Source organism: Sutcliffiella halmapala (assembly GCF_002019665.1).
Taxonomy (GTDB): Bacteria; Bacillota; Bacilli; order Bacillales; family Bacillaceae_I; genus Sutcliffiella_A; species Sutcliffiella_A halmapala.
Genome location: NZ_KV917375.1, coordinates 3399010 through 3425616, shown reverse-complemented (window position 1 = coordinate 3425616; position 26607 = coordinate 3399010). Strand labels below are relative to the sequence as shown.

Sequence of the window (26607 nt, the reverse complement as noted above, 5' to 3'; positions counted from 1 at the left end):
GTCACTCACATCTTTGTTCATTGCGCAAAGGAATATTTATTTGCCCGAATGGAATGTATTTGTTGTTTCCATTGTTTGTTAAGAAGAGCATCTAATTCCTGACTACATCTAACTGTTTCTGATGCGGTAAACCCGTATTCTTTTGCATAGTGAATCATTTGATTTCTTTTCATTTCAATTTTAAAGGCTAACATAAGACTCTACTCCAATATAATAAGATGCAAGCGATTGTCCTTATTATGGCACGGTATGGATAAGAAAAAAAGGACTTCGATAAAACAAGTCATAATGTTACAAGATACAACAAAAAAACGTTTCGATAAAATAAGGAGAGTCGATAATATGCACTTTGTAACGGCCATTTATGAGGGGAAGACCTTTATCGGATTAACAGATGAATCACAAGGTTTTATTCTAGATTTACAGCTAATAGAAGAGAAAAAGAATGGACGAATTACGCTTCCAAGCACATTGCTAGAATGCCTTAAACTGGGAGAAGAATTTATAGAGATTGTAGTAAGTTTAAGAGATTGGGTATTTACACAAAAAGATTCCACTTCCTATTTTCGTAAAATGAAAGAGGTTACCTTACTTGCCCCTATTCCACGGCCGAGTAAGAATGTTTTCTGTGTAGGTAAAAATTATAAAGATCATGTCCTCGAAATGGGAAGTGAGGGCGATATCCCAGAACATATTATGATTTTCACCAAAGCTCCAACCACGGTTATAGGACATCAAGAAAACATTTTATTACATAAAGAACTAACAGACCAATTAGATTATGAAGGGGAGCTAGCAGTTGTTATTGGTAAGCAAGGAAGACAGATAGATGAACAAGAGGCAATGGATTTTGTGTTTGGCTATACAATTATAAATGATATTACAGCAAGAGATTTGCAAGCGCGCCATAAGCAATTTTTTCTTGGGAAAAGTTTAGATGCAACTTGTCCGATGGGACCAGTGCTTGTTCATAAATCAGCCATTGAAGATCCGCATATGCTACAGATAAGCACAAAGGTAAATGGGGAAACAAGGCAAGATGCTAGTACTAGCTACATGATGTTTACTATCCCTGAAATAATTGCAACGCTATCTAAAGGAATGACGTTAGAACCTGGTGATATTATAGCCACTGGTACGCCTGCAGGAGTTGGGAAAGGTTTTAAGCCACCAAGATTTTTGAAAAAGGGAGATATCGTTGAGGTTTATGTGGAAGGGATAGGTAGTTTAATAAATCAGGTGGAAAAAGCGTAACAGAAATAGATGCATAATGAGCCAGGCCGCCTCCAAATATAACGTTGGAGGCGGCCTGGTCAGTTTTAACTTTTATGTTATACAGCTAATACTTTCTTCACCTTATCGATTGCCCAATCTAAGTCTTCTTGAGAGATAACAAGAGGAGGTGCAAATCGGATGACAGTTTCATGAGTCTCTTTGCATAGAAGGCCTTCTTCTTTTAGCTTTTCGCAGTATGGGCGGGCAGCTTCTGAGAGTTCAACTCCGATAAATAAACCTCTTCCACGAATATCTTTAATGATAGGGTTGTTTATTTTTCGCAATTCTTCTTGCATATAGTTTCCTAACTCAAAGGAACGCTCTACGAGATTTTCGTCTTCTAATACTTCTAATGCTGCAATAGAAACGGCGCAGGCAAGTGGATTTCCACCAAAAGTAGAGCCGTGAGAGCCTGGGTTGAAAACACCAAGAATCTCTTTATTTGCAGCAACACAAGAGATAGGGAATACTCCACCACCTAATGCTTTTCCTAAAATGTACATGTCAGGTTCAACATTCTCCCAATCACAAGCAAATAGTTTTCCAGAGCGACCTAAGCCAGCTTGAATTTCATCTGCAACGTAAAGGACATTATTGGCTTTACAAACGTCATAAGCTTCTTTCAAAAAGCCTTCTTCTGGAATGTTAATACCAGCTTCACCTTGAATTGGTTCAAAAATAAAGGCAGCCGTATCTGGTGTAATCGCTGCTTTTAAAGCTTCAATGCTTCCATAAGGAATGACTTTGATTCCTGGTAACATTGGACCGAACCCTTCTTGGTATTCCTCGCTAGAAGACATGGATACAGCAGTCATTGTACGACCGTGGAAGTTGTCCTCACATACGATAATTTCTGCTTGATTAACAGGTACTTCTTTTACATCATAAGCCCAGCGACGTACAGCTTTTACTGCAGTTTCTACTGCCTCAGCGCCAGTGTTCATTGGGAGAACCATGTTTTTATTTGTTAGCTGTGCTACTTTTTCATACCAAGGACCTAGCTGATCATTATGAAACGCGCGAGACGTTAAAGTAATTTTGTCAGCTTGATCTTTTAAGGCTTGAATGATTTTTGGGTGACGATGTCCTTGGTTCACGGCAGAATAAGCACTTAACATATCCATGTATTTATTGCCTTCTGGATCCTCCACCCAAACACCCTCTGCCTTCGAAATAACGATTGGAAGTGGATGATAGTTATTGGCACCAAATTTTTCTGTCATACTAATGATATCATGTGTTTTTGTTGTCATATATGAAATACCTCCATCTAGCAATGTAATGGCTTTCAAAAAGTATTATATCATTGATAAAAATCAAAAGCTTATCTTAAGGGAAAAAAGTCGATTTATTTAGGTTTTTTAGTAAAACATGATATGATAAAAGTATTGCAATTTTTATATAGGTAAGGAGGGGAAAGCATGACACATGCACATATTTCAACGTGGGCGATCGCACTGATTTTATTTGTAGTAGCTCTTGTATTACAAAAAAGTGGGAAAGCAAAGGGAGCTAAAATAGTTTCCATGATTTTAAGAGTGTTCTACATATTAATCGTAGTAACTGGAGTTCAACTACTATTCAAGATAAATATTACAGGGGAATATTTCTTAAAAGCTGCTTTAGGGATTGTTGTAATAGGATTAATGGAGATGATCTCTGTTCGTACTAGAAAAGAAAAATCGACCGTAGTTTTCTGGGTTATTTTCCTGGCGGCTCTAGCTTATGTAATTCATTTAGGATTTAGTTTGTAGTATAACCGTAAAAAAGAAGTGCTGGACATAGGTCTGACACTTCTTTTTTTTACATAAAATACTAGGTTATTGTCTAGCTGAGCGGCTTGCCCCTAAAGGTTATAGGAAATTTTAAAAGGTAAGATATTCTTCTACGAATGTTTTCAAGTTTTCGTATTTTCCTTCCACTAACTATGGTAAAGTTATAATGAATAAAATGTAAAATAAACACTTGTTTTGTAAAAAGATGTAGAACATATAGGAGTTCTTACTTATGAAAACTTTCAATCTCTCCTGCACTCAATCAAAAGATATAGTTCCATTTATTCATAAACATCGAATTAATGAAGATTCTACTGTATTTGTTCAAATGTATTCTGGGATTATGGAGAAACAAACGATTAATGAAATGATTAGTGAAATAAAGAATGCTCTCCCTTTAGTTTCTATAGTGGGTGCAACAACCGATGGTGAGATATGTAATGGAAAAGTATCATCTAATCAAGTAGTGATTTCTTTTTTAGTATTTGAAAAAACAAGTATCCATACATCTCTTTTCCCGTTAGAACACTATCATTCACTTGATAAATTAGGTAAAGATATTACAGAAAAGATGCTTACAGATAAAACCAAGCTTTTGTTGATTTTAGCAAACGGACTCCATTTTGATTATGACAGTTTAGTAAAGGGGTTATCTAAAGTCTCTCATGACACGCTCATTTTTGGAGCTTTTGCAGGAGCAAATGGGGATTTTGAAGAAACCTTAGTTTGGTTAAATGAGCATGTGACAAATAGTGGACTAGTAGCCATTGCTTTAAATAGTGAAGAACTAATTGTTAGCCCCTTTTCCAACAATGGTTGGAAGGAAGTTGGCTCAACCTTTACGATTACAAAGGCAAAGGGAAAGATTATCTATGAAATAAATAATAAAAAACCATTAGATATTTTAACAAAATATTTGGGAGATCATTTTGTGCAAGGGCTGCCTCAAAGCGGTGCTCAATTTCCGATGATGACAATTAAAAATGGTCAAAAGGTCCCCCTATTTGCCCTTCAAATAGAAGATGGTGGATCTCTAAAAGTAGACAAAAATGTGATACAAGGGGAAGAATTTACATTTTCCTATGCAGATGCACAAGGAATTATAGAATCTACAAAAGAAAAAGTGGATCAGCTACAAACAAATCCAGTAGAGTCGATTCTCATTTTTAACTGCACGGCTAGAAGACGTTATTTTCATCATTATGTACAAAAAGAAATAGAAGCTCTCGAGCAAATTGCACCTACATTTGGCTTCTTTTGTTATGGTGAAATTGATAATCCAGCAAAAGGCAAGGTAGAGTATGTAAGTTTTTCTACCATTTATCTTGCACTGAGTGAAACAAATGAAGTGAAAACCCCCCCTTCCGTTACTATTAATTATGATATTCCAGATGAATCTAAAGCCATTATCGTTTTAACCCAATTAATTAATGCATCCTCTAAAGACATACTAAAGCTTAATAAAAATGTTGAAAACTCAGAACAAAGGTACAGATCATTATTTGAACATAATTCAGATATTGTATTCTCCATTGATTTATTTGGGAGATTTCTAAGTGTTAACCCCAGATTCTCTGAAATTTTCGGCTTTTCTGAGAAGCAAATTTTAAAAAAGAATGCCCTGGATTTTTTAAAGCCTAAGGATGTAGAACGGGTAACTAATCATTTTTATAAAGCTTTACAGGGTATTGAACAAAATTATGAAGTCGAACTTAAGGAAAGAGATGGACAAGAAAAAACGTATTTAATTAAACATATACCCATTATTGTGAATGGGGAGCGGGCAGGGATTTATGCAATTGGAAGAGATATTACGGCCCAAAAGAAAGCGGAAGAACGCGTCGCTTACTTAGCGTATTTTGACCCAGAAACATCCTTACCGAACAGGCAAAATTTCAGCGATCGATTAAGTGAAGATCTCAGAGAAATAAAGAAAAGAAAGAACAAACACAAATTAGCAGTACTGTTTATTGATTTTGACCGTTTCAAAATTATTAACGATAGCTTAGGGCATTATGTAGGAGATAAATTGTTAAAATCAATTATTGAGAGAATTAGAAAAATCCTTCCAACTAATAGTTATTTAGGGAGATTTGGTGGCGATAAGTTCATCCTTTCATTAACTTCTTTTCAAAATATGGATGAAGTGATTGATGTTGCACAAGCTCTATTAAATACGATAAATAAGCCCATTTTGTATCATGAACAAGAATTTTATGTGACAGCTAGCTTAGGAGTAAGTCTATATCCGGATGATGGTGTTGATGAAGATAGCCTCTTGAAAAATGCGGACGCGGCTATGAATCAAGCGAAAAAGTTGGGTGGAAACCGCATTAAATTTTACTCTAACGATATGAACAATCAAGCTCTTTTCAGAATTGAATTAGAGAGTTATTTAAGAAAAGCTTTAGAAAAGAATGAATTCTTTTTGTGTTATCAACCATTTATCGAAATACAAACAAATGCTGTACTTGGCGCAGAGGCACTAATTCGTTGGGATCACCCGAAGTTGGGATTAGTTTCACCAGCAGAATTCATCCCATTAGCAGAAGAAACGGGTCTTATTACAGACATAGGGGTGTGGGTCTTACAAACTGCTTGTCAAGAAGCAAAGAAATGGCATGACAAAGGGCTAGGGGATTTTACTATTTCTGTGAATGTCTCGGCTTATCAATTTCAACAACCAACTTTCATTCAAGAGGTAAAAAAAGCCTTGGATATAAGTGGTCTAGCACCATGTTTCTTGCAGCTAGAACTTACAGAAAGTGTTATGTTGAGAAATGCAACTTATAGTATTGCGGTTATGAAAGAACTGCAAGATTTTGGGGTGCAACTCTCTGTAGACGATTTTGGTACAGGATATTCCTCTTTAAGTTACTTAAAAGATTTACCTATAAATAATTTGAAAATAGACAGATCCTTTATCAAAAACTTACGATTTGATTCTAAAGACGTCGCAATTGTTAACGCCATTGTTACAATGGGAAAAGGGTTAAATTTGAAAGTCATTGCTGAAGGAATAGAAACAGAAGAGCAACTACAGTTACTTCATCATTTAACATGTGATGTCGCACAGGGCTATTACCTATCCAAACCCCTTGCAGCTGAAAACTATGTAAAATTTATCGAAAAACGCCATCCAAGCTTAAATTAAATGTCCATACCAAAACTCAACATGCAAATCAAACCTGCACCATGACGGATGAAGATAAGAAGCTAAGATTTATATTAAAGGCAATGTTTAATCGGTCTCCCCTGTAGATCGGAGTGCAAGGTGTGAGACTCCCGGACCGCCCGCGGAAAGCGAACACCTGGCACGGAGATCTACAGGGTGTTCAAAAGTGCCCCTTTATTTTCAAGGTAGCTAATAAAATAAAAGTACCGTTTTCCTGCAAACTGAACTACAGGGAACGGTACTTTTTTATATATCGGAGACAAACACCCCAACTTATTCCGCCTTACGTCTCTCTAAATTAGTAAACATATAACGTTTTCCAGTTTGTAAAGTATACTCAAAACGATCAGAACGATGCTTCCCTCTCGAAAAGTGATGTTGAACACTACAAATAAAGGTCTCGTTATCATACACTAAAAAATTAACCCCACTTTGATTCTTTTCATCTAGAAACTGCATAGTATTGTAGCAATAAATACAATCATATAGCGAGATCTTGATCGAATTCAATAGCTTAGTAAAATGATTAAAAGCATCTTCTGATAACTCTTCTAATAATTCCATATAGGGGAGAGGAAGTCTTTTTCGGACCCTTACAGCATCTCCATTATTAAGTTCGTAAAGATGTTGAGTATGTAGTAAAACCTCTCTTGTTTCTAACAGGACACCTGGTACCCATTCATTCGACAGAAGGATTTCAATCCCATCTTCCGTAATTTCCTCAAGCAAGAAGGCCTCATCATCTTCTGCATCAAAAAAAATCCACTGTTCATTAATATTTTCGACTGTGCCGCATGTATAAGAACGTTTTTGTCCGTATATAATGTTTTTTCTTTTTTGAAGATTCACAGGTTTTCCTCCAGTGCGAAACATATAGTGTAACGTAAATTCTTCTTTTTCCCAATTCTGTCCTACTTTCTAGCCGTTTAAACAAGAACCCTTCGTCTTTCTTACATTCCCCATTCTTTATAAAAATAGTATGGAAGATAGACAAACAGGAAAAAGGAAGATGAAACGCTTTAATAATTCATGGTATAAGCCCTAATCGCATAGTATAAAAAAGCCTTGTTTCTGTTTAGTAAAGGAGTGGATGGCACGATATGTGTGGAATTACTGGGTGGATAGATTATCAGAAATCAATCAAACATGAGGAAAACATTGTTAAAAAAATGGCTGAAACGTTAGCGTTTAGAGGGCCTGATGATACAAATATTTGGATGAGCGAGCATGTAGCATTTGGTCATAAGCGTTTAGTCGTAGTAGATCCTCAAGGTGGAAAACAGCCAATGACAAGAGTGAAAAATGGTAAAAGCTATACGATTTGTTATAATGGTGAGCTTTATAATACAGAAGATATAAGAAAAGAGCTATTAAAGAAGGGGTATACCTTCAGTGGACATTCTGATACGGAAGTTTTACTTACTTCTTATCTGGAATGGAAGGAAGAGTGCGTCCATCATCTAAATGGTATATTTGCTTTTGCGGTTTGGGATGAAGAAAAAGAGCAGTTGTTTATCGCAAGAGATCGACTTGGAGTAAAGCCGCTTTTTTTTCATGAGAAGAATGGAAGGTTACTATTTGGTTCAGAAATAAAAGCCATTTTAGCACACCCATCTGTGACAAGTGCGGTAGGGTTTGATGGATTAGCAGAAATATTTGGGTTAGGACCATCGCGTTCACCGGGCCATGGTTTGTTTAAGGATATCAATGAACTACGTCCTGCGCATCTATTAATCTATTCGCGTAATGGACTAAAGGTAAAACGTTATTGGAATGTAGTAAGCAAGCCCCATACAGATAGCTTAGAAGAAACTGCTGAAAAGGTTCGTTATTTATTTACAGATGCTGTAACGAGACAATTAGTATCTGATGTACCAGTTTGTACCTTTCTTTCAGGGGGTCTCGATTCTAGTGCAATCACTGCTATTGCAGCGAATTCTTTTCAAAAAGAAGGAAAGCCTCCTTTGCATACCTATTCGATAGACTATGAGGAAAATGATAAGTATTTTAAAGCGAATGAATTTCAGCCAAATTCTGACGAGTACTGGATTCAAAAAATGACGGACACATTTGGAACGGTTCATCATTATTCGGTAATCTCGCAAGAAAACTTAGCGGCTAATTTAAAAGAGGCTGTGCTAGTTCGGGATCAACCTGGAATGGCAGATATTGATTCATCATTGCTTTGGTTCTGTCGGGAAATTAAGCAGAACTATGTTGTTAGTTTGTCAGGGGAATGTGCCGATGAGATTTTTGGAGGATACCCGTGGTTCCATCGTCCAGAAGACTTAGCGGCTAGTAATTTTCCTTGGATGCGTTCTACTGATGCTAGAATGGAGCTACTACGACCTGAATGGAAGAAAAAACTTCGGTTAGATGAATATATAACAGCTAAATTTGAAGAAACAGTCGCAGAAACTCCTCGTTTAGATGGGGAAAGTAAATTAGAAGCACAAAGAAGAGAATTATTTTACTTGAATATGATTTGGTTTATGACCACGTTACTCGATCGGAAGGACCGTATGAGTATGGGGGCTAGTCTGGAAGTCCGTGTACCATTTGCCGATCATCGACTCGTTGAATATGTATGGAATATTCCGTGGGATATGAAAATGTACGGCAATAGAGAAAAAGGGTTACTGAGAAAAGCGTTAGAAGGGGTATTACCCGATGAGGTGCTTTATCGTAAGAAAAGTCCTTACCCGAAAACGCATCATCCGGTTTATACGAAGGTCGTAAAAAATTGGTTGAATGATATTCTTCTTGATAAAAATACGCCATTACTGGAATTTTTTCAAAAGGAAAAGCTTCAGGAAATTATAAATACAGATGGAAATGCTTTTCAAGTTCCGTGGTTTGGGCAACTAATGACAGGGCCACAATTATTAGCGCATTTAGCTCAGATTCATGTGTGGTTTACAGAGTATGGAGTGTCTGTTAAGGAATAAAAGAAAAGCGATCCAAGGTGCAATAACCTAGGATCGCTTTTTGTTATAATCATTTTTAAGTATTGCTCTTTAAACTTGCTTAGCCTTAGGTTTCGTACCTAAGTTATTTAAACGATGAACAAGTCCTGTTCCGAATTCCGGTGTAGAACTGTTGTTATCAGAGAAAACGGATTCTTTTAATTCGTAAGCGGAAGAACCGTGCTCAGCGAAATCAAGTCCAGCGATTTCTTCTTCCTTCGAAACACGAATTTTACTAACACGTGTAACCAGGTAGAGGAAGATACCAACTGAGCCGATGGTCCAAGCCATTACAGCAATAACTCCAATAGCTTGAATACCTAATTGACCAAATCCTTCTCCGTAAAATAAACCAGTTGAAGTAGAAAATAATCCAACAGCAAGTGTACCCCAAATACCACATACTCCGTGAACTGCTATTGCTCCTACAGGATCATCTAGTTTTAAGACGCGGTCAATGAATGAAACAGCTTCGACCAAGATAACCCCAGCTATAAGACCGATGATAAGAGCGCCGATTGGAGAAACGTCTCCAGTGCCGGCTGTAATCCCTACTAAACCAGCTAGGGCGCCATTTAGTGTAAGTGTGGCGTCAATTCTTTTGTAACGTAATTTCGAATACAATGCAGAAGCAATTACCCCGCCAGAGGCAGATAATAAAGTAGTGGTTACAACATGTGGGATAAGTTCAGGATCAGCAGCTAATGTGCTACCTCCGTTAAAACCAAACCAACCAAACCATAGGATGAATACACCTAATGCACCTAAAGGTATATTATGACCAGCAATAACGTTCACTTTGCCATTGGAATATTTCCCGATTCTTGCTCCTAAGAAGCGAACGGCAACTAAAGCTCCTAATGCACCAGTTAAATGAACGACGGTGGATCCAGCGAAATCTGTAAATCCTAAGGATCCTAACCAGCCATCTCCCCAAACCCAATGTCCAACAACTGGATAGATAAATGCTGTCATGGCAATCGTTAAGAGAACATAACTTCCAAGCTTCATTCTCTCAGCAACAGCCCCAGAAATGATGGTAGCACAAGTAGCTGCAAACATGGCTTGGAAAACGAAGAAGCCAATTTCTCCCTCATGTCCAGCTAGTAGAAAACCTTCTGTTCCTATAATGCCGCCTGCTGAAGAACCGAACATCACTGCGTAACCAACGATTAAATATAGAACAGAACCAATCGAAATAGTTAAGATGTTTTTCATTAAAATATTGAGGGAATTTTTTGATCTAGTAAACCCAGATTCTAACATGGCGAATCCAGCATGCATAAAGAATACTAAAAGTGCGCCGACCATAATCCATACCATATCCATGGAAATACTTAAAGTCTCAACTGTAGGAGTTTGCGCATGTGCCGTGGATCCAAGTAATAAGCCTCCTGTTACTAGTAAGCCAATTTTCTTTTTCATTTTCTTCATCCTCCCGTGATTAGACTAAATGATTGCTAGCTTTCCGCTTTCTCCAGTGCGAATTCTAATAGCATCTTCTATTTGATAAATAAAGATTTTTCCATCACCTACTGAATTGCTACTACATGTTTCTTGAATAATTTGAACGATTTCGTCTACAAATTCTGCTTCAACAACCATTTCCACTTTTACTTTAGGGAGTAGATTGATTTCAAAAGTATTTCCTCTAAACACTCCTTGTTGTCCTTTTTGCTGACCGCAACCAGCTACTTCGGAAACGGTAAGGCCATTTATTCCTACTTCTACTAAACGTTCGCGAAGGGTGCGAAATGTTTCTGGGCGAATAATTGCTTCTACCTTTTTCATTCAAATCTCTCCTTATTATTTCGTGTTATATTTCCTAACATCATATGATATGTTTATTATCATATTGCATTTTTATTCAAGATGCAATATGAATTTTCGAAAAATTCAGGCGAAAACGTTTACAAGTGTGTAAGAAAAGCTGACAAAGTGATGAAAACACAAAAAAGCCTCCGAAATTGGAGGCTATGGAAAGTTATATTAAGAAGCAGTTTTAGCTTTTTTTGCATCGACAAAGGATTTATTTACCCAGATTCTTGATTTCCAACGCCAAAGCATCAGTACCCCTCTAAGCCATTCATCTAAAATAAGGGCAATCCAAACACCAATCAGTCCGAGTCCAAAATGAATACCTAGTATATAGGAGACAGTAACGCTAACGCCCCACATCGATAATATTCCGATATAGACTGGGAATTTAACATCACCTGCTGCACGTAAGGAATTAATAACAACGAGATTAAAGGAACGACCAGGTTCTAAAATAATCGTAAGAAGTATTAACGTCCCTCCAAGTGCAATGATGTCAGGATTGCTCGTAAACAAACCTAATAGTGTATCTGAAAATATAGCAATTGGAATGGCTGTTAAGATAGATATTAAAATTGCAAGACGTAAGCTTTTAATACAACGCTTATAGGCATCTTCTATTTGACCAGCACCAATTTGATGACCAATCATAATTTGCGTACCTTGCCCAATGGCTATGCCGAATAAGAAAATAAACATCATCAAGCTTTGCGCATATACTTTTGTAGTTAGCGCCTCTGTTCCGATCATTACGATAAAATAGGTTATAACGATTTGGGAGATGTTATAGGATAGATGCTCCCCGGCAGAGGGGATTCCTATTTTTAATAGATTTTTTAAATGCTCAATCGGTAAAGAAAATATTTGTTTAAACGGAAGTGTTTCTTCGATACGTTTAAACAATAAGACAGTAATGGCAATGATTCCGAGTGCACGACTTATAACAGTGGAGATTGCCACACCTTCTACCCCAAGGACGGGAATTCCAAAAGGTCCGAAAATAAATAAATAGTTACCGATGACGTTAATAATATTCATTCCAATGGTGACGTACATCGCGTCTCTTGTAAATCCATAGCTTCTAATGGTTGCTCCCATCGTAATAATTAGTGCTTGAACGAATGAGAAAACCCCCACTATTTTTAAATACGTATCCGCTTCTGATAATAATTCTGGAGGCAGGTTCATCAAGAGTAATAATTTTGAACTAAAGGCAAAGAGGACAATACTGATAACGATACTAAATAGTAAATTAGCTCCAATGGATACCACAGTTACTTCTGCTGCTGATTTTCGATTTTTCGCTCCTAAATATTGTGCAACGAGAATGGAAGTACCTGTTGCGATAAAACCGAACATAACGATAATCATAAACAGAAGTTGATTTGCCACTCCGACAGCAGCTACTGATTCATCTGAATACTGACTGAGCATCAAAACATCAGCATTACCCATCAGCATGTGTAATAATACTTCTATAAATATAGGCCAAGTCAAGGCAAAAAGGGTCAATTTTTTCGTATTCTGATCTTTCATAGGTGGTTACTCCTTTTGATGATTCCGACATAAAACAATTTATAGTTTAACCGGTATTTATTATAATAGAAAGAGATGAATTCGATTCTAATTGGAGTATTACGACTTGAGGTGTAGAAGATGTCAATGATAGCGTTTTCCATTCCCCCATTTCCAACATTTATAAGGGGTGGAGAGTTTACGTTCCAGAAAGGGAAGAGCCATTTCTCCCGAGTGTTTACCGTATTTGATCTTTTGTATGTAAAAAAAGGCACGCTTTATATGGAAGAGGACGAGGAACGATTTGAAGTTCAAGAAGGGCAATACGTAATTTTAGTACCAGGGAAACATCATGTTGGCTACAAAAACTGTGAAGAGGATACCACCTATTTTTGGCTACATTTTGTCATACCTAATGATGACTATCAAATTGTTGCCGACAAAGAGTTGGATTGGTCCTTTGTATACAAAAAAGAGCCAACTTTCATCGAACAAGGGCATTACCTTTTTCATATTCCGCAGCATGGAGAAGTGAAAAGAAGAGAGATAGTAGAGCAACAGCTTGATAACATGCTGAGTTTCAGAGAAGGCGATGCACATGTCCCTGATGACTATTTAAAACAGCAAATATACTTTTCCGATTTTATTTTACAGCTTCAAAAGGAAGCATTCTCCATTCCAAGTGCAACAGAAAAAGTTTGTGAGCTTGCTATGAAACTAATACAAGAAAATTATCAAAAATCAATTACAATGACGTCGCTAAAAGAAGGACTTAATTTTCATCCTGATTACATAACACGTTGCATGCAAAAAACGATCGGAATTAGCCCGATTCAATACTTAACACATTATCGATTACACCAAGCTAAACGATTGCTAGTAGAAACGGAATATAAAGTATCTACCATCTCACGTGAAGTCGGAATAGAGGATGTTACTTATTTTTCAAAGTTGTTTAAAAAGGTGGAAGGGACAACGCCGATGGAATATAGGAGATTAGTGCAGCGGAAATAACAGCAGGGGTGGCAGCAAGGGATTCTATGAAAAACGTCTTAAAAGCAAATATAGGAAAAGTGTTCTCAAGTGGTGTAATCGTACCCTCAAAACGCCGAAAAAGCAAATAGAGGGAACGATAAGGGCGTAATCGTGCCCTCAAAACGCCGAAAAAGCAAATAGGGGTCACGATCAGGGCGTAATCGTGCCCTCAAAACGTCGAAAAGGAAAATAGAGGGAACAATCAGGTCGTAATCGTGCCCTCAAAACGCCGAAAAAGCAAATAGGGGGAACGATCAGGTCGTAATCGTACCCTCAAAACGCTGAAAAAGCAAAAAGAGGGAACGATCAGAGCGTAATCGTTCCCTCAAAACGCCGAAAAAGCAAATAGGGGTCACGATCAGAGCGTAATCGTTCCCTCAAAAAGCCAAAAAAGGAAATAGAGGGAACGATCAGAGCGTAATCGTTCCCTCAAAAAGCCAAAAAAGCAAAAAGAGGGAACGATCAGGGCGTAATCGTACCCTCAAAAAGCTGAAAAAGCAAAAAGAGGTCACGATCAGGTCGTAATCGTACCCTCAAAAAGCAGAAAAAGCAAAAAGAGGTCACGATCAGAGCGTAATCGTACCCTCAAAACGTCGAAAAAGCAAATAGGGGTCACGATCAGGTCGTAATCGTTCCCTCAAAAAGCCAAAAAAGCAAAAAGAGGGAACGATCAATGGTGATCGTACCCTCAAAACCTCCAAAAAGCAAACAGAGGGCACAAACCCTAAGTGCCTTTATTTAATAAGCAAAAATATGAAAGCCATACGCGGGTAATTTGGCAGATAAGGAGTCTGCATCGGCTGCAAATTCACTGTTGTTCCAGATGTCGCGCAATACTTTCCCTTTTGTATTCTCGGGCAATGTTACAACTAAATCTTGCTCACTATTATTTACTATAAACAATATTGTTTCGTCACTAGAGGTTTTTTCATATATTACATGATTTGTTTCGTTGTTTGCTTCAATAAAGCGGATATCTCCATGATTACCAAAGGTTGGTCTTTCTTTACGCAGTTGGATTAATTTCTTAACGAATGCAAACATATCTAGGTCTTGCTTTTCCTCTTCCCAAATCATACATTTACGACAACCAGGATCCTGGTCACCGGTCATACTGATTTCATCTCCATAATAGATGCAAGGTGCACCGATGAAGGAAAGTTGAAATAAGAATAATAGCTTTAATTTATTTTTATCGTCCTCGCAAATGGTTAAAATACGAGGAGTGTCGTGACTTCCTAAAAGGTTAAAGGCTACTTCATTCACGTTCACAGGGTAGGAATGTAGAACTTTTGAAATCGAATGCGCGAAATCCTCTGCTTTTGTTTTATTTTTAGCTAAATAATCTAGTGTAGCTGTGGTGAATGGGTAATTCATGACTGCATCGAATTGGTCACCTTGAAGCCAAGGCATGGAATCGTGCCAAATTTCACCTAAGATATAAACATCTTCTTTTTCAGTTTTCACCGCATGTCTAAATTCTCTCCAGAACTGATGATCCACCTCATTCGCAACATCAAGTCTCCAGCCATCAATATCGAATTCTCTGACCCAATAGCGACCTACTTCTAATAAGTAATCTTTCACTTCTTGGTTTTCCGTATTTAATTTCGGCATATCGGAAACAAATGCAAAGGCATCATAATTTGGCTTTGGCTTTGTTTGTACTGGGAAGTCCCAAATATGGAACCAATCCTTATACTTAGAATCCTTCCCATTCTTAAGGACATCTTGAAAAGGAGCCCAATAAAATCCGCTATGATTAAAAACAGCATCTAGCATTACTTTTATACCGTGTGCATGACAAGTTTTTACTAGCTTTTTAAAAGTTTCTTTATCACCAAACTGTGGGTCAATTTCCATATAATCAATCGTGTCGTATTTGTGATTAGAACGGGCTTTAAAGATAGGAGTGAAATAAATACCAGTTATCCCTAGGTTCACAAGATGGTTGATATGCTCGATAACACCTTCAAAATCACCACCAAAGAGGTTAGTTGTCGTAGGTTCTGTACTTCCCCATGACAAGGCACCTTCTGGATTGATTGCTTTATTCCCGTTCGCAAAGCGTTCAGGGAAAATTTGATACCATACAGTATCCTTCGCCCAAGCAGGAGCATGGAACACATCTCCTTTATTTAAGAAAGGAAAACAAAAATAGAGACCACAGTCTTTTGGCTCTTCTACAAAGAACCCTTTTTCTGTATATGTTAGCTTTTCATCTTTTGAAGTAAGGGAAAAACCGTAACGCATTCTTCTAAATTCTGGAGTCACTTCTGCGAGCCAATAGTCAAATAGATCATCGGAACCAGATTTGGTCATGGGCTTTTTAGTAGAAACCCATTGATCTTTTTCCCAGATGTATGGATCGCCATGAATTAATTCTACAGTATCCACGTCATCTTTCTTTGTTTGTAATCGAATATGAAGCGTGGTGTCGTTGTAAGCGTAAGCAAAATTGTTTTTGGGACGATGGTAAATCGCTTCTTTTAGCATTTTTATTCAACCTCTCCTTCATGCAATCGTTTGCATTTTGTGTGAGAAAAAAATGGTTGAAATCGCTTCATTGCCATTTCATTCACCATAAGGGTATGTCAATTTGGATTGGATGTCAATGAAAAGTGAATCTGTCCGCATGCTTTATCTCACTGCATAGTCAAGGATGTTAAAAAGGGGGCAAAATGTGTAAAAGAACTCTGAGCAGCAGTTTTATATGCTCAGAGTTTTATTTCTCACTCATATCGTTTGCGTAACTTCTTTATCTCATCTACCAACTCTTTTCCAATTTGAGGAGTAAGGGTATCATAGACAGGATCAAGGACCTTTTTCCACTGCTCTTTTTCTTGTTCTGTCAGTTCATAAATTTTTATTGGAGATTTTTCTTTTATAAGATCTAATTGTTCGTTGTTCATTTTAATTGAATGGTGTGTGTTCCAGGATGTTGTTTCTTCCATCGATTCTATTAAAATTCTCTTTGTTTCCTCCGTTTGTTGTTCCCAAACTTTTTCACTCATCATAACGGCATAACCTAAATATCCGTGATTGCTGATTGTCAAATACTCTTGTAAGTTATAAAATTTTTTAGAATAGATATTTGAGATCGTATTTTCTTCACCATCGACTTTACCGCTTTCTAGCAATTTGTAAGTAGAATTAAAGGATTCTTGTATAGCATGGCTATTCAAACGGTCGAATTGTTGTTGCAATACTCCACTTTGCATAATACGGAAGGTTTGACCTTCTATATCCTGCGGAGTGATTAAAGGGCCCTTATTAGTGGTGAGCTGCTTAAAGCCGTTTCTCCAATGTGCAAGGCCTTTAATATCATCTCTTTGCAGTGAGTGAAGAAGTTCTGTTCCAATTGGTCCATTGAGCCCTTCGGTAATCGCAGCATCAGATGGAAAGGCAAAAGGTAAGTCAAGGACACCCCATTTAGGAGAAAGCATTCCAAGCTTTGAAGTAGAGGGCGCAATAAAGTGAACATGGCCTTCCTTGAGTGCATTGATTTCTTCTATGTCAGAATACAGACTTCCATTAGGAAATATTTCAATTTTAATATTGCCATTTGATTTATCGGAAACAAGCTTAGCAAATTTGGCAGCTGCCAGTCCTTTTGGAGTGTTTTCAGCGACAACATGGCTAAATTTGAAGACAATTTGTTTACTGAGCCCTTCTTGGTCATCATCATATGGCAATTCCTCTTGAGTGAAATGTGGAAGGAATCCAAAAATGAAAACGGTAGCAACAATGCTAAAAAGAAGGATAAAGCTATAAGTGCTTTTCATCAACGTATCACCTCTTTACCCATTTATGTAATGATACTCTTCTAGTCCATTATTCGTAAAGCACATATATAGAAAAGGGGGAGGATTATGAAGCAAATGCCTATCCGTTGGAAAATCACGCTTTTATCCTATAGTGTCGTTATTCTTTCTTTATTAATAGGCGGAATCATCGTTATTGCTAATATTCAGCAGCAAGAGGAAAAGGAATTACGAATCAGATCCATGAATACTGCCAGAACAGTGGCAGAGCTTTCAGATGTGAAAGTGGGCATTCATGAGACTAGAGGATGGAAGACGGTGAATCCAGTTGTAGAAGAAATTCGGATTATTAATGAGGCAGATTATATAGTTATCATGAATATGGATAGAGTTCGTTATGCTCACCCCGTTAATGAAATGCTTGGATTTCGTTCAAAGGGCGAAGATGAGGAGGCAGCTTTTGCAGAACATATTTATTTCTCTAAAGCAAGAGGTGAGATTGGAACAGTAATACGAGCTTTTCATCCAATTAAGGATAGTGACTTAAATCAGATTGGTGTTGTAGTGGTAGGTAATAAAATTCTCAGTTATAAGGACCTTTTATTGAATTTTGCGAGCGAAATTTCCTTTATTGTCATCTTGACACTATTGCTTGGATTAATAGGTTCCTATATGCTTGCTAATCATATAAAAAAACAGATGTTCCAGCTTGAGCCACATGAAATTAAGAGGGTTTTTGAAGAAAGAACAGCTACCTTTCATGCGATGAATGAAGGGGTAATCGCTATTGATAATCAGGACGTCATCACGATTTTTAACGAAAAAGCTAAAAAGGTTTTTCAAGTGACGGGTAATGTTGTTGGGAAACCAATTAGGTCTGTATTAAAGGACACAAGGCTTCCAGAGATAGTCGAAAAAAATGAACCAGTTTATAATGAGCAAATATTAGTGAGCGGAAAAGTGATTTTAAGCACACGCATACCAATTAGAAAAGAAAATGAATTAATTGGAGCAGTAGCTATCTTTCAAGACCGTACAGAAGTTGCAAAGCTTGCTGAGGAGTTGACAGGTGTAAAAAGCTTTGTAGAGGCACTGAGAGTACAAAACCATGAACATATGAATAAGTTACATACAATTGCAGGCTTAATCCAGCTTGGAAAATCTAACAAGGCACTTGAGCTTGCTTTTGAAGCTTCAGAAGGATTGGAAAATATCTCAGGATTCTTGAATGAAATTATTAAAGATGATGCAGTAGCAGGTCTTTTATTAAGCAAGGTAAGAAGGGGAAAAGAGCTAGATATAGAAGTACAGATTGATAAAAACAGCAATCTCGAGGAGTTTCCGAGTGGTTTAGATCATCATGACTTTGTGCTATTGTTAGGGAATTTGATTGAAAATGCCTTTGGTTCTTTGGAAATATCCGATTCAGCTGATAAAAGAATAGTTGTCAGTATTGAACAAACGTTAGACACTTGTTCTGTTTTAGTCGAAGATAATGGCTACGGTATTCATGAAGAACATTTACCGAAACTTTTTGAAAAAGGATTTACTTCAGGCAAAGATGGAGGGACTGGCTACGGTTTATATTTAGTAAAGCAGATTGTGGAGAAAGGCAGAGGAGAAATACAAGTGCAATCTCAACTAGGTGAAGGAGCAGCATTCATTATTACATTTCCAATGGAAGAGGAGGATGGAGCACATGGTAGAGAAAATTAAAGTGCTACTTATCGAGGATGATCCAATGGTTCAGGAGGTTAATAAAGAATTCATCACTAGTGTTGAAGGGTTTGTTGTAGAAGCGGTAGCAGGAAATGGTGAGGAGGGTATTCAGCTTGTAAAAAAAATGCAACCGGATTTAATCATCTTAGACGTATTCATGCCGAAAAAGGATGGGATTAAAACCCTGCAGGAATTGAGAAAGCAGAAAATAAATGCAGATGTAATAGTCGTCTCAGCAGCAAAGGATAAAGAAACGATTAAACTAATGCTACAAAATGGAGCGATGGATTATATACTAAAGCCGTTCAAGTTCAGTCGCATTAAGCAAGCGTTAGAAAAATATCGCCAATACAGAGAGAGTCTAAAAGAATCGGGAACGATGTCACAGGAGCAACTTGATCTGCTACTTTATACTGAAAATGCCCAAAAAGGCGGAGAGAACCTGCCAAAGGGTTTAAATGATTTCACTTTAAAGGAAGTCATTACCTTTTTACGAGAACAAGTTAAACCACGATCTGCAGAGGAAGTGGCTAATTCAATAGGCATTGCAAGAGTGACTGCGAGGCGTTACTTAGATTACTTGGAAAAAACAAGTGTCATTAAGCTAGATGTTCAATATGGGGGTGTTGGTAGACCTGTTAATCGGTATGTCATGAACAAGTAAAACGAAGACCAAAATGAACAAAACATCCGTTATGACCATAAACTTCTCACTCTACTTTGAAAACGCTATCATTCTATTAAGATAGAATAGTCAGACAAAGGAGATGAGATGGGTGAAAAAACTAAGAGTCTTTAAAAACTTAACAGTTCAAGTTTTAACGGCGATTTTCATCGGGGTAATGGTCGGACTCATTTGGCCGGATATTGGTAAAGAAATGAAGCCAGTAGGAGATACCTTTATTAATGCAGTAAAAATGGTAATTGCACCTATTATTTTCTTAACCATCGTTCTTGGTATCGCAAAAATGGGAGATATGAAGAAGGTAGGGAAAGTTGGAGGAAAGGCTTTTATCTATTTTGAGGTAGTTACTACATTAGCGCTTGTGATTGGTCTAGTTGTCGTTAATCTTATGAAACCAGGCGCTGGCCTAAATTTTAATGAATTAGAAAAAGGGGATGTATCACAATATACACAAGATGGTGGACAAAGTCTCAATTGGATTGAATTTGTCACTCATATAGTACCTTCTAACATGGTGGATGCTTTTGCAAAGGGAGATATTTTACAAGTTTTATTCTTTTCTATTTTATTTGGTGTAGCCCTTGCAGCACTTGGTGACAAAGGGAAGACAATTATTGATTTCCTAGACAAGCTTTCACATGTATTCTTTAAAATCATCGGGTATATAATGAAAGCTGCTCCACTAGGTGCTTTTGGAGCAATGGCCTATACGATTGGACATTTCGGATTAGCATCACTAGTTCCGCTTGGAAAGCTGATGATAGCTGTATATGTAACCATGTTCTTATTCATCTTTGTCGTACTGAATTTAATATGTAAAATGTATGGTTTTAGTCTCTGGAACTATTTGAAGTTCATTAAGGATGAGATTTTAATTGTACTAGGAACAAGCTCTTCAGAATCTGTTCTTCCTAGAATGATGAATAAAATGGAACGCTATGGGTGTTCTAAATCTGTTGTCGGTCTTGTTATCCCGACCGGCTATTCCTTCAATCTGGATGGCACGTCTATTTATCTATCGATGGCTGTCGTGTTCCTAGCGCAGGTTTTTGGAATAGATTTGTCAATCGGACAACAAATTACGATTATTCTTGTATTAATGCTAACGTCTAAAGGAGCGGCAGGTGTTACGGGAAGTGGATTTATCGTTCTTGCCTCCACCTTAGCAGCCTTGCAAGTTATTCCACTTGAAGGTTTGGCATTGCTACTCGGTGTTGACCGCTTCATGAGTGAAGGGCGCGCAATCGTCAACCTAATTGGAAACGGAATTGCTACAATTGTTGTAGCAAAGGCTGAAAATGAATTTGATGAAACAAAAAGCACTAATGCAATCGCAGAAATGAATGTATTGAAGGAAAGTGCATAATAAATTGCAGAAAACACGATGGGAGAGCGTACCCATCGTGTTTTCTTTCTGAAAATATTTTTCTAGACTATTTACCTTAATAAAAGCGCTTGGAATCTACGATTTTGATAAGGTTATAAACTATTTATTTAATATTTTTAAAAAAACTGTTTGTCAATTGGGCGAATACATGTATAATAAAAATGAAAGTTGTGCAATCGTTTTCACTGTAAATGTAAGCGCTATATGATTTCGCTTACATGAAAGTGCAACCGTTTGTACAATCTAGTAAAAAGATATACTTACATGACGGAGGGGTCAAAATGAAAAAGTTCCTAGTAATGTTAATGATTGCAGTCTTAACTTTAGGCGTATTAGCTGCTTGTGGTCCACAACGTGAAACAAACAATGCAGGTGGAAAAAATGAAGCTGAGGGTGAAGGTACCACAACTGAAGGTGTAGAGAAACCAGAAAAGCTAACAGTTTGGGTAAATGATCAAGAAGAACAAAAAGCAGCTTTAGAAGAGATATTTGCTGCTTATACAGAAGAAACAGGAATTAAAGTAGAAGCCAATGGAATTTCTATGTTAGACCAAATCACAGCTTTAGCGCTTGATGCTCCTGCTGGAAAAGGTCCGGATCTTTTCTTCCAACCACATGATCGTATCGGTGATATCGTTCTTCAAGGACTAGCAGATCCTATCGATTTAGGTGAAGATGCTGAACTTTATAGCCAAACTGCTATTGATGCAGTTACAGTAGATGGAGAATTATATGGAGTACCACATGTTATTGAGACTTATGGTTTATTCTATAATAAAGATCTAGTTTCTGCTGAAGAAGTAGCGACTATGGAAGGTCTTATGAAAGTAGCGGAAGAGAATACAGATCAAGCTCAAGATAAATATGGTTTCTTAATGGAAGCAACAAACTTCTATTTCATCTATCCTTTCTTCGCTGGAAATGGTGGATATGTGTTCAATAATGATGGTTCTGGCTTCGATGCTAAGGATATTGGATTAGCAAATGAAGGCGCAGTTGAAGGTGGAAAATTAGTACAATCATGGTTCTCTAATGGTTACGTTCCGAAAGAAATCAACGGTGATATCATGAATGGATTATTCACAGATGGAAAAGTTGCGTCAGTTATTACAGGTCCTTGGAATATTCCAACTTATAAAGAAGCTTTAGGAGATAAATTAGGTACTGCTATTTTACCTAAGCTAGATAATGGTGATGTTCCTAAATCTTTCGTAGGTGTAAAAACTTGGATGTTAAGCTCTTATTCTGAAAATCAAGAGTGGGCTATTGATTTAATGAAGTTCACAACAAAGTATGAAAATGCGATGAAATATTATGCAGCTGCTGGAGAAATGCCTGCGTTACAAGAAGCACTTGATAGCGAAGAAATTGCTAACGATGAACTAATCGGTGCTTTCGCAGAGCAAACTCAATATGGTGAGCCAATGCCTAACATTCCACAAATGCAACAAGTTTGGGATCCAATGGGAAGTGCACTTCAATTTATCGCAAATGGTGATGATGTTGGAGAAGTATTATCTGAAGCTGTTCAGCAAATAGAGGATAATATAACCGCAAGTGGAGCTCAATAATTAAAAGCATTTAGAGTTGGTGGATAGATGAAGCTTTAAAGCTTGTCTATCCACCCTTATTCTTTAACAAGGAGGATCTGCTATGTCTGATACAGCAACACCTAAAATGCGGAATCATAACCCAACCTTAGCGATGATCCTTTCCATAGTTTTTGCAGGGTTAGGGCAATTATATAACCGCAGATATGCGAAAGGTATTACATTCATCATCATTGAAGCTGCATTTTTAATTACTTTTTGGAACTTCTTAAATATTGGGTACTGGGGAATCTTCACACTAGGTGAAATACCTAGAGTTGACCACTCTATCTTTTTATTAATTCAGGGATTAATTTCCATTATCATTACTGTTTTTGCTGTAGCACTCTATTATTTAAATGTAGTGGATGCTCGAAATAATGCTATCGATATTACGATTGGAAAAACGAAACCTTCCGTTAGGGAAGCTTTAAAGAATTTCTACGATACAGGATTCCCATATTTTATGGTTATTCCAGGCCTAATCATGTTGATTTTTATCGTAGTATTACCACTAATCTTCATGGTTTCTTTAGCTTTTACTGATTATAATCTATACAACTCACCACCAAGAAATCTCTTAAGCTGGGTAGGATTTGAGAATTTTACCAATCTGGTATCGATTCCACTTTGGAAATCAACCTTTTTAAGTGTTTTTTCCTGGACAATAGTTTGGACCGTAGTTGCAACAACATTACAAATCGCACTAGGACTATTTTTAGCGTTAATTGTTAACGACCCCCGTGTTAAATATAAACGCTTTATTCGTACGATGTTAATTTTACCTTGGGCAGTGCCTGCTTTTGTTACCATCTTAATTTTTGCAGCAATGTTTAATGATCGTTTTGGTGCAATTAACCGTGACATCTTAAGCACGATAAACATGGCACTTCCATGGTTGACCGATCCTTTTTATACAAAAATCGCAATAATCATGATTCAAACTTGGTTAGGATTCCCATTTGTATTTGCATTATTAACTGGAGTTCTACAAAGTATCTCGAAAGACTGGTATGAGGCAGCAGATGTTGATGGAGGAACTCGTTTTCAAAAATTCCGCTTTATCACATTGCCGCACATTTTATTCGCTACTGCTCCATTAATGATTATGCAGTATGCAGGAAACTTTAATAACTTTACTATCATTTATTTATTTAACCAAGGTGGACCAGCAGTTCGCGGGCAAAATGCCGGTGGCTCAGACATTCTAATCTCCTGGGTTTATAAATTAACGTTCGAGACGAACAACTATAATATGGCAGCAGCAATCTCTATTTTACTAGGACTAATTGTTGCAGGGTTTGCCTTCTTCCAGTTCCGTCGCACTCGTTCGTTTAAAGAGGAGGGTAATATTTAATGAACACAAACACAAAATCTAAGATTGAGGTATCCTTAATCTACTTATTCATCGGGTTCATGTTCATCATTATTGCCTATCCGTTGTTATGGACAATTGGATTATCGTTAAATCCAGGTACAAGTCTGTATTCAGCTTCGATGATTCCTGAGAACTGGTCTCTTGTTCATTACAAATGGTTGTTTACATCACCACAAAGTGACTATTTGCTCTGGTATAAAAACAGTGTAATGGTAGCAGTAGCAAATTCTTTCTTCTCTGTAGTGGTAACATCATTTGTCGCGTATGCTTTCTCGAGATACCGTTTCCGAGGAAGAACATATGGATTGTACGCATTTTTATTATTGCAAATGTTCCCAGCCTTAATGGCGATGGTTGCAATCTACATTCTTTTAAATATGATTGGTCTTGATGATTCATTAGTAGGACTGACATTAGTTTATATTGGAGGACAAATTCCATTTAATGCATGGCTTGTAAAGGGATATTTTGATACGATTCCAAAAGAGCTAGATGAAGCTGCACGAATGGATGGTGCTGGTCACTTTGGCGTATTCTTTAGAATTATGCTTCCGCTTGCAAAGCCAATTTTAGCGGTAGTTGCACTATTCAATTTCATGGCGCCATTCACGGACTTCCTCTTACCACGAATTATTTTGAGGGATCCTGAAAAATTCACACTTGCACTTGGCTTGTTTAACTTCATCAACGACCAATTTGCAAATAACTTTACTAGATTTGCTGCTGGTTCTATCTTAATTGCGATCCCGATAGCGTTAATGTTCTTATTCCTTCAACGTTATCTTATTGCTGGATTAACTGCCGGTGGTACAAAAGGATAATAATAGTATATAATCGTTTATGGAAAGCAAAAGTTCTCTTATATAGAAGGAACGCATAGCTAAAAATACTAAAACGATTTAAGGGAGGGAAGCGGAATTGATGAAAAGAGTGATGGGGCTCATTCTCGTTCCGTTTCTTCTTTTTTCTGCCTGGTTTGTCCAACCTGTAAAAGCTGAAAAAGAAGAACACGCATGGCAAGATGAGATTATATATTTTATAATGATTGACCGTTTCAACAATGGTGACACATCAAATGATTATGATGTAGATCGTGATGATCCCAAAGCCTACCACGGGGGAGATTTTCGTGGAATAATCGATAAGCTAGATTACATTAAAGACATGGGATTTACTGCATTATGGTTAACCCCAATCGTTCAAAATGAAGAAAAAGGTTATCATGGCTATTGGACTGAAGATTTCTACAATGTGGAAGAGCATTTTGGTACGCTTGAAGAATTTAAAGAACTTGTAGAAGAGGCACATAAACGCGATATGAAAATAATCGTCGATTTAGTAGTGAATCATACGGGCTATCAACATGCTTGGTTAGAAGAAAAAGATAAAGAAGATTGGTTTCATCCAAACAAAGATATTAGAGATTGGAATGACCAAGAACAAGTGGAAAATGGCTGGATTTTTGGGTTGCCTGATTTAAACCAGGAAAACCCTGAGGTTCGAAGCTATCTCTTAGATATGGCGAAATGGTGGATTGAGGAAACGAATATTGATGGGTATCGACTAGATACAGTAAAACATGTTCCAAAAGACTTTTGGACGGAGTTTTCACAGGAAATGAAGACGGTGAAGGAAGACTTCTTTTTAATTGGAGAGGTATGGAATGATGACCCACGTTATGTGGCAGGTTATCAGGAAACAGGAATCGATTCATTCGTTGATTTTCCACTATACAACGAATTAACACGTGTGTTCTCAGCGCCTAATCAATCATTAAGTCGCTTGGATACAGTATGGGCACACAATCAAAATTTTTACGATAATCCATATGTGCTAGGAACATTCCTTGATAATCATGATGTGGAACGTTTTACAAGAGCCGCTATAAAAAAGAAGCAATATCCACCAGCAAGATTAAAGCTTGCGTTGGCTTATATGTATACAACCCCGGGGATTCCAATCATTTATTATGGAACGGAGATTGCCCTTGATGGCGGAGCGGATCCTGACAACCGTCGAGATATGAATTTTCGAGCAGATAAAGAAATTATCGACTATATTTCAAAGCTTGCTGAGCTGCGAAAAAATATGCCTAGTTTAACACATGGTACAATCGAAATGCTGTATGAAGAAGGTGGCATGGCGATTATTAAACGTGAATATGAAGAGGAAACAACGATAATCGCCATTAATAATACTACCGGAACTCAAGTAGCACCTATTGAAATGGAGCTTCTCGGGGATGACCTAGAATTGCGCGGAACTTTAAGTGATGAGTTAGTACGAAACTCAGACGGACACTATATGATAGGGCTAGACCGAGAGTCGGCTGAAATTTACACAGTAAAAGAAGACTCTGGTATAAATGTTCCTTTTGTAGGGGCAATGGTGCTTATTTATGGTGGATTTGTAGCGTTTATCGTGGCTGCAGTAGTACGAAGAAAGAAGCATAACGATTAATTAATTGGTGAGCTTATTCTCTTTTTGAGGATATGCCTCACGATGAATATGTATCCGTTTACAAAA

The 26607-nt window shown here is 37.4% G+C and carries 20 protein-coding genes; 12 read left to right on the top strand and 8 right to left on the bottom strand.

Annotation, left to right across the window (positions count from 1 at the left end):
• Positions 1 to 17: 17 nt before the first annotated feature.
• On the bottom strand, positions 18 to 194 hold the full coding sequence (locus BK580_RS16925; RefSeq protein ID WP_078381480.1) for an aspartyl-phosphate phosphatase Spo0E family protein: 177 nt from the start codon (positions 192 to 194) through the stop codon (positions 18 to 20).
• Between the two features lie 148 nt (positions 195 to 342).
• Between BK580_RS16925 and BK580_RS16920 the strand changes: the two genes are divergently transcribed.
• Positions 343 to 1254, top strand: a complete 912-nt coding sequence (locus BK580_RS16920; protein ID WP_078381479.1) for a fumarylacetoacetate hydrolase family protein — start codon at positions 343 to 345, stop codon at positions 1252 to 1254.
• A gap of 77 nt (positions 1255 to 1331) precedes the next feature.
• On the opposite strand, the gene BK580_RS16915 is transcribed toward BK580_RS16920, so the two are convergent.
• On the bottom strand, positions 1332 to 2528 hold the full coding sequence (locus tag BK580_RS16915; protein ID WP_078381478.1) for an ornithine--oxo-acid transaminase: 1197 nt from the start codon (positions 2526 to 2528) through the stop codon (positions 1332 to 1334).
• A 168-nt stretch (positions 2529 to 2696) separates the two neighbouring features.
• On the opposite strand from BK580_RS16915, the gene BK580_RS16910 reads away from it, so the two are divergent.
• Together BK580_RS16910 and BK580_RS16905 are read left to right on the top strand one after the other, a co-directional pair.
• Positions 2697 to 3029 (top strand): YisL family protein, encoded by a 333-nt coding sequence (locus tag BK580_RS16910; protein ID WP_078381477.1) that lies wholly within the window; start codon positions 2697 to 2699, stop codon positions 3027 to 3029.
• A gap of 253 nt (positions 3030 to 3282) precedes the next feature.
• Positions 3283 to 6204, top strand: coding sequence for a bifunctional diguanylate cyclase/phosphodiesterase (locus BK580_RS16905; protein ID WP_078381476.1), 2922 nt, complete (start codon positions 3283 to 3285; stop codon positions 6202 to 6204).
• Positions 6205 to 6498: 294 nt separating this feature from the next.
• Here BK580_RS16905 and BK580_RS16900 read toward each other — a convergent pair whose 3' ends face one another.
• A complete protein-coding gene (locus tag BK580_RS16900; protein WP_169865083.1) occupies positions 6499 to 7074 on the bottom strand; it encodes a DUF2777 domain-containing protein in 576 nt (191 codons plus the stop codon).
• Between the two features lie 251 nt (positions 7075 to 7325).
• Between BK580_RS16900 and asnB the strand changes: the two genes are divergently transcribed.
• Positions 7326 to 9173: an asparagine synthase (glutamine-hydrolyzing) gene (asnB, locus tag BK580_RS16895; RefSeq protein ID WP_078381474.1), complete on the top strand. Its 1848-nt coding sequence runs from the start codon at positions 7326 to 7328 to the stop codon at positions 9171 to 9173.
• 69 nt (positions 9174 to 9242) lie between these two features.
• Here the strand turns inward: asnB and BK580_RS16890 are convergent, their stop codons facing one another.
• The 3 genes from BK580_RS16890 to BK580_RS16880 form a co-directional block, all read right to left on the bottom strand.
• On the bottom strand, positions 9243 to 10616 hold the full coding sequence (locus tag BK580_RS16890) for an ammonium transporter (RefSeq protein WP_078381473.1): 1374 nt from the start codon (positions 10614 to 10616) through the stop codon (positions 9243 to 9245).
• A 24-nt stretch (positions 10617 to 10640) separates the two neighbouring features.
• Positions 10641 to 10982 carry a P-II family nitrogen regulator gene (locus tag BK580_RS16885; RefSeq protein ID WP_078381472.1) on the bottom strand — a complete coding sequence of 114 codons (342 nt, stop codon included), beginning with the start codon at positions 10980 to 10982 and terminating at the stop codon, positions 10641 to 10643.
• 198 nt (positions 10983 to 11180) lie between these two features.
• Positions 11181 to 12545, bottom strand: coding sequence for an MATE family efflux transporter (locus BK580_RS16880; protein ID WP_078381471.1), 1365 nt, complete (start codon positions 12543 to 12545; stop codon positions 11181 to 11183).
• Positions 12546 to 12665: 120 nt separating this feature from the next.
• Here BK580_RS16880 and BK580_RS16875 point away from each other — a divergent pair, with 120 nt between their 5' ends.
• A complete protein-coding gene (locus tag BK580_RS16875) occupies positions 12666 to 13538 on the top strand; it encodes a helix-turn-helix transcriptional regulator (protein ID WP_078381470.1) in 873 nt (290 codons plus the stop codon).
• Positions 13539 to 14297: 759 nt separating this feature from the next.
• Here BK580_RS16875 and BK580_RS16870 read toward each other — a convergent pair.
• Positions 14298 to 16055, bottom strand: a complete 1758-nt coding sequence (locus tag BK580_RS16870; protein ID WP_078381469.1) for an alpha-glycosidase — start codon at positions 16053 to 16055, stop codon at positions 14298 to 14300.
• 236 nt (positions 16056 to 16291) lie between these two features.
• A complete protein-coding gene (locus BK580_RS16865) occupies positions 16292 to 17344 on the bottom strand; it encodes a DctP family TRAP transporter solute-binding subunit (RefSeq protein ID WP_078381468.1) in 1053 nt (350 codons plus the stop codon).
• Between the two features lie 87 nt (positions 17345 to 17431).
• On the opposite strand from BK580_RS16865, the gene BK580_RS16860 reads away from it, so the two are divergent.
• From BK580_RS16860 to BK580_RS16830, 7 genes are all read left to right on the top strand, one after another.
• Positions 17432 to 19039, top strand: coding sequence for an ATP-binding protein (locus BK580_RS16860; RefSeq protein ID WP_078381467.1), 1608 nt, complete (start codon positions 17432 to 17434; stop codon positions 19037 to 19039).
• Positions 19023 to 19706 (top strand): response regulator, encoded by a 684-nt coding sequence (locus BK580_RS16855; protein WP_408055247.1) that lies wholly within the window; start codon positions 19023 to 19025, stop codon positions 19704 to 19706. Before BK580_RS16860 ends, BK580_RS16855 begins: the two co-directional genes overlap by 17 nt.
• 112 nt (positions 19707 to 19818) lie before the next feature.
• On the top strand, positions 19819 to 21093 hold the full coding sequence (gene dctP / locus BK580_RS16850) for a C4-dicarboxylate transporter DctP (protein WP_078381465.1): 1275 nt from the start codon (positions 19819 to 19821) through the stop codon (positions 21091 to 21093).
• A gap of 302 nt (positions 21094 to 21395) precedes the next feature.
• Positions 21396 to 22685, top strand: a complete 1290-nt coding sequence (locus tag BK580_RS16845; RefSeq protein ID WP_078381464.1) for a sugar ABC transporter substrate-binding protein — start codon at positions 21396 to 21398, stop codon at positions 22683 to 22685.
• Positions 22686 to 22767: 82 nt separating this feature from the next.
• Entirely contained in the window at positions 22768 to 24060 is a 1293-nt protein-coding gene (locus BK580_RS16840; RefSeq protein WP_078381463.1) for a sugar ABC transporter permease, read from the top strand.
• Positions 24060 to 24902 carry a sugar ABC transporter permease gene (locus tag BK580_RS16835; RefSeq protein ID WP_078381462.1) on the top strand — a complete coding sequence of 281 codons (843 nt, stop codon included), beginning with the start codon at positions 24060 to 24062 and terminating at the stop codon, positions 24900 to 24902. The genes BK580_RS16840 and BK580_RS16835 overlap by 1 nt, the downstream gene beginning before the upstream one ends.
• Positions 24903 to 25002: 100 nt before the next feature.
• Positions 25003 to 26541 carry an alpha-amylase family glycosyl hydrolase gene (locus tag BK580_RS16830; RefSeq protein ID WP_078382809.1) on the top strand — a complete coding sequence of 513 codons (1539 nt, stop codon included), beginning with the start codon at positions 25003 to 25005 and terminating at the stop codon, positions 26539 to 26541.
• Positions 26542 to 26607: the final 66 nt, after the last annotated feature.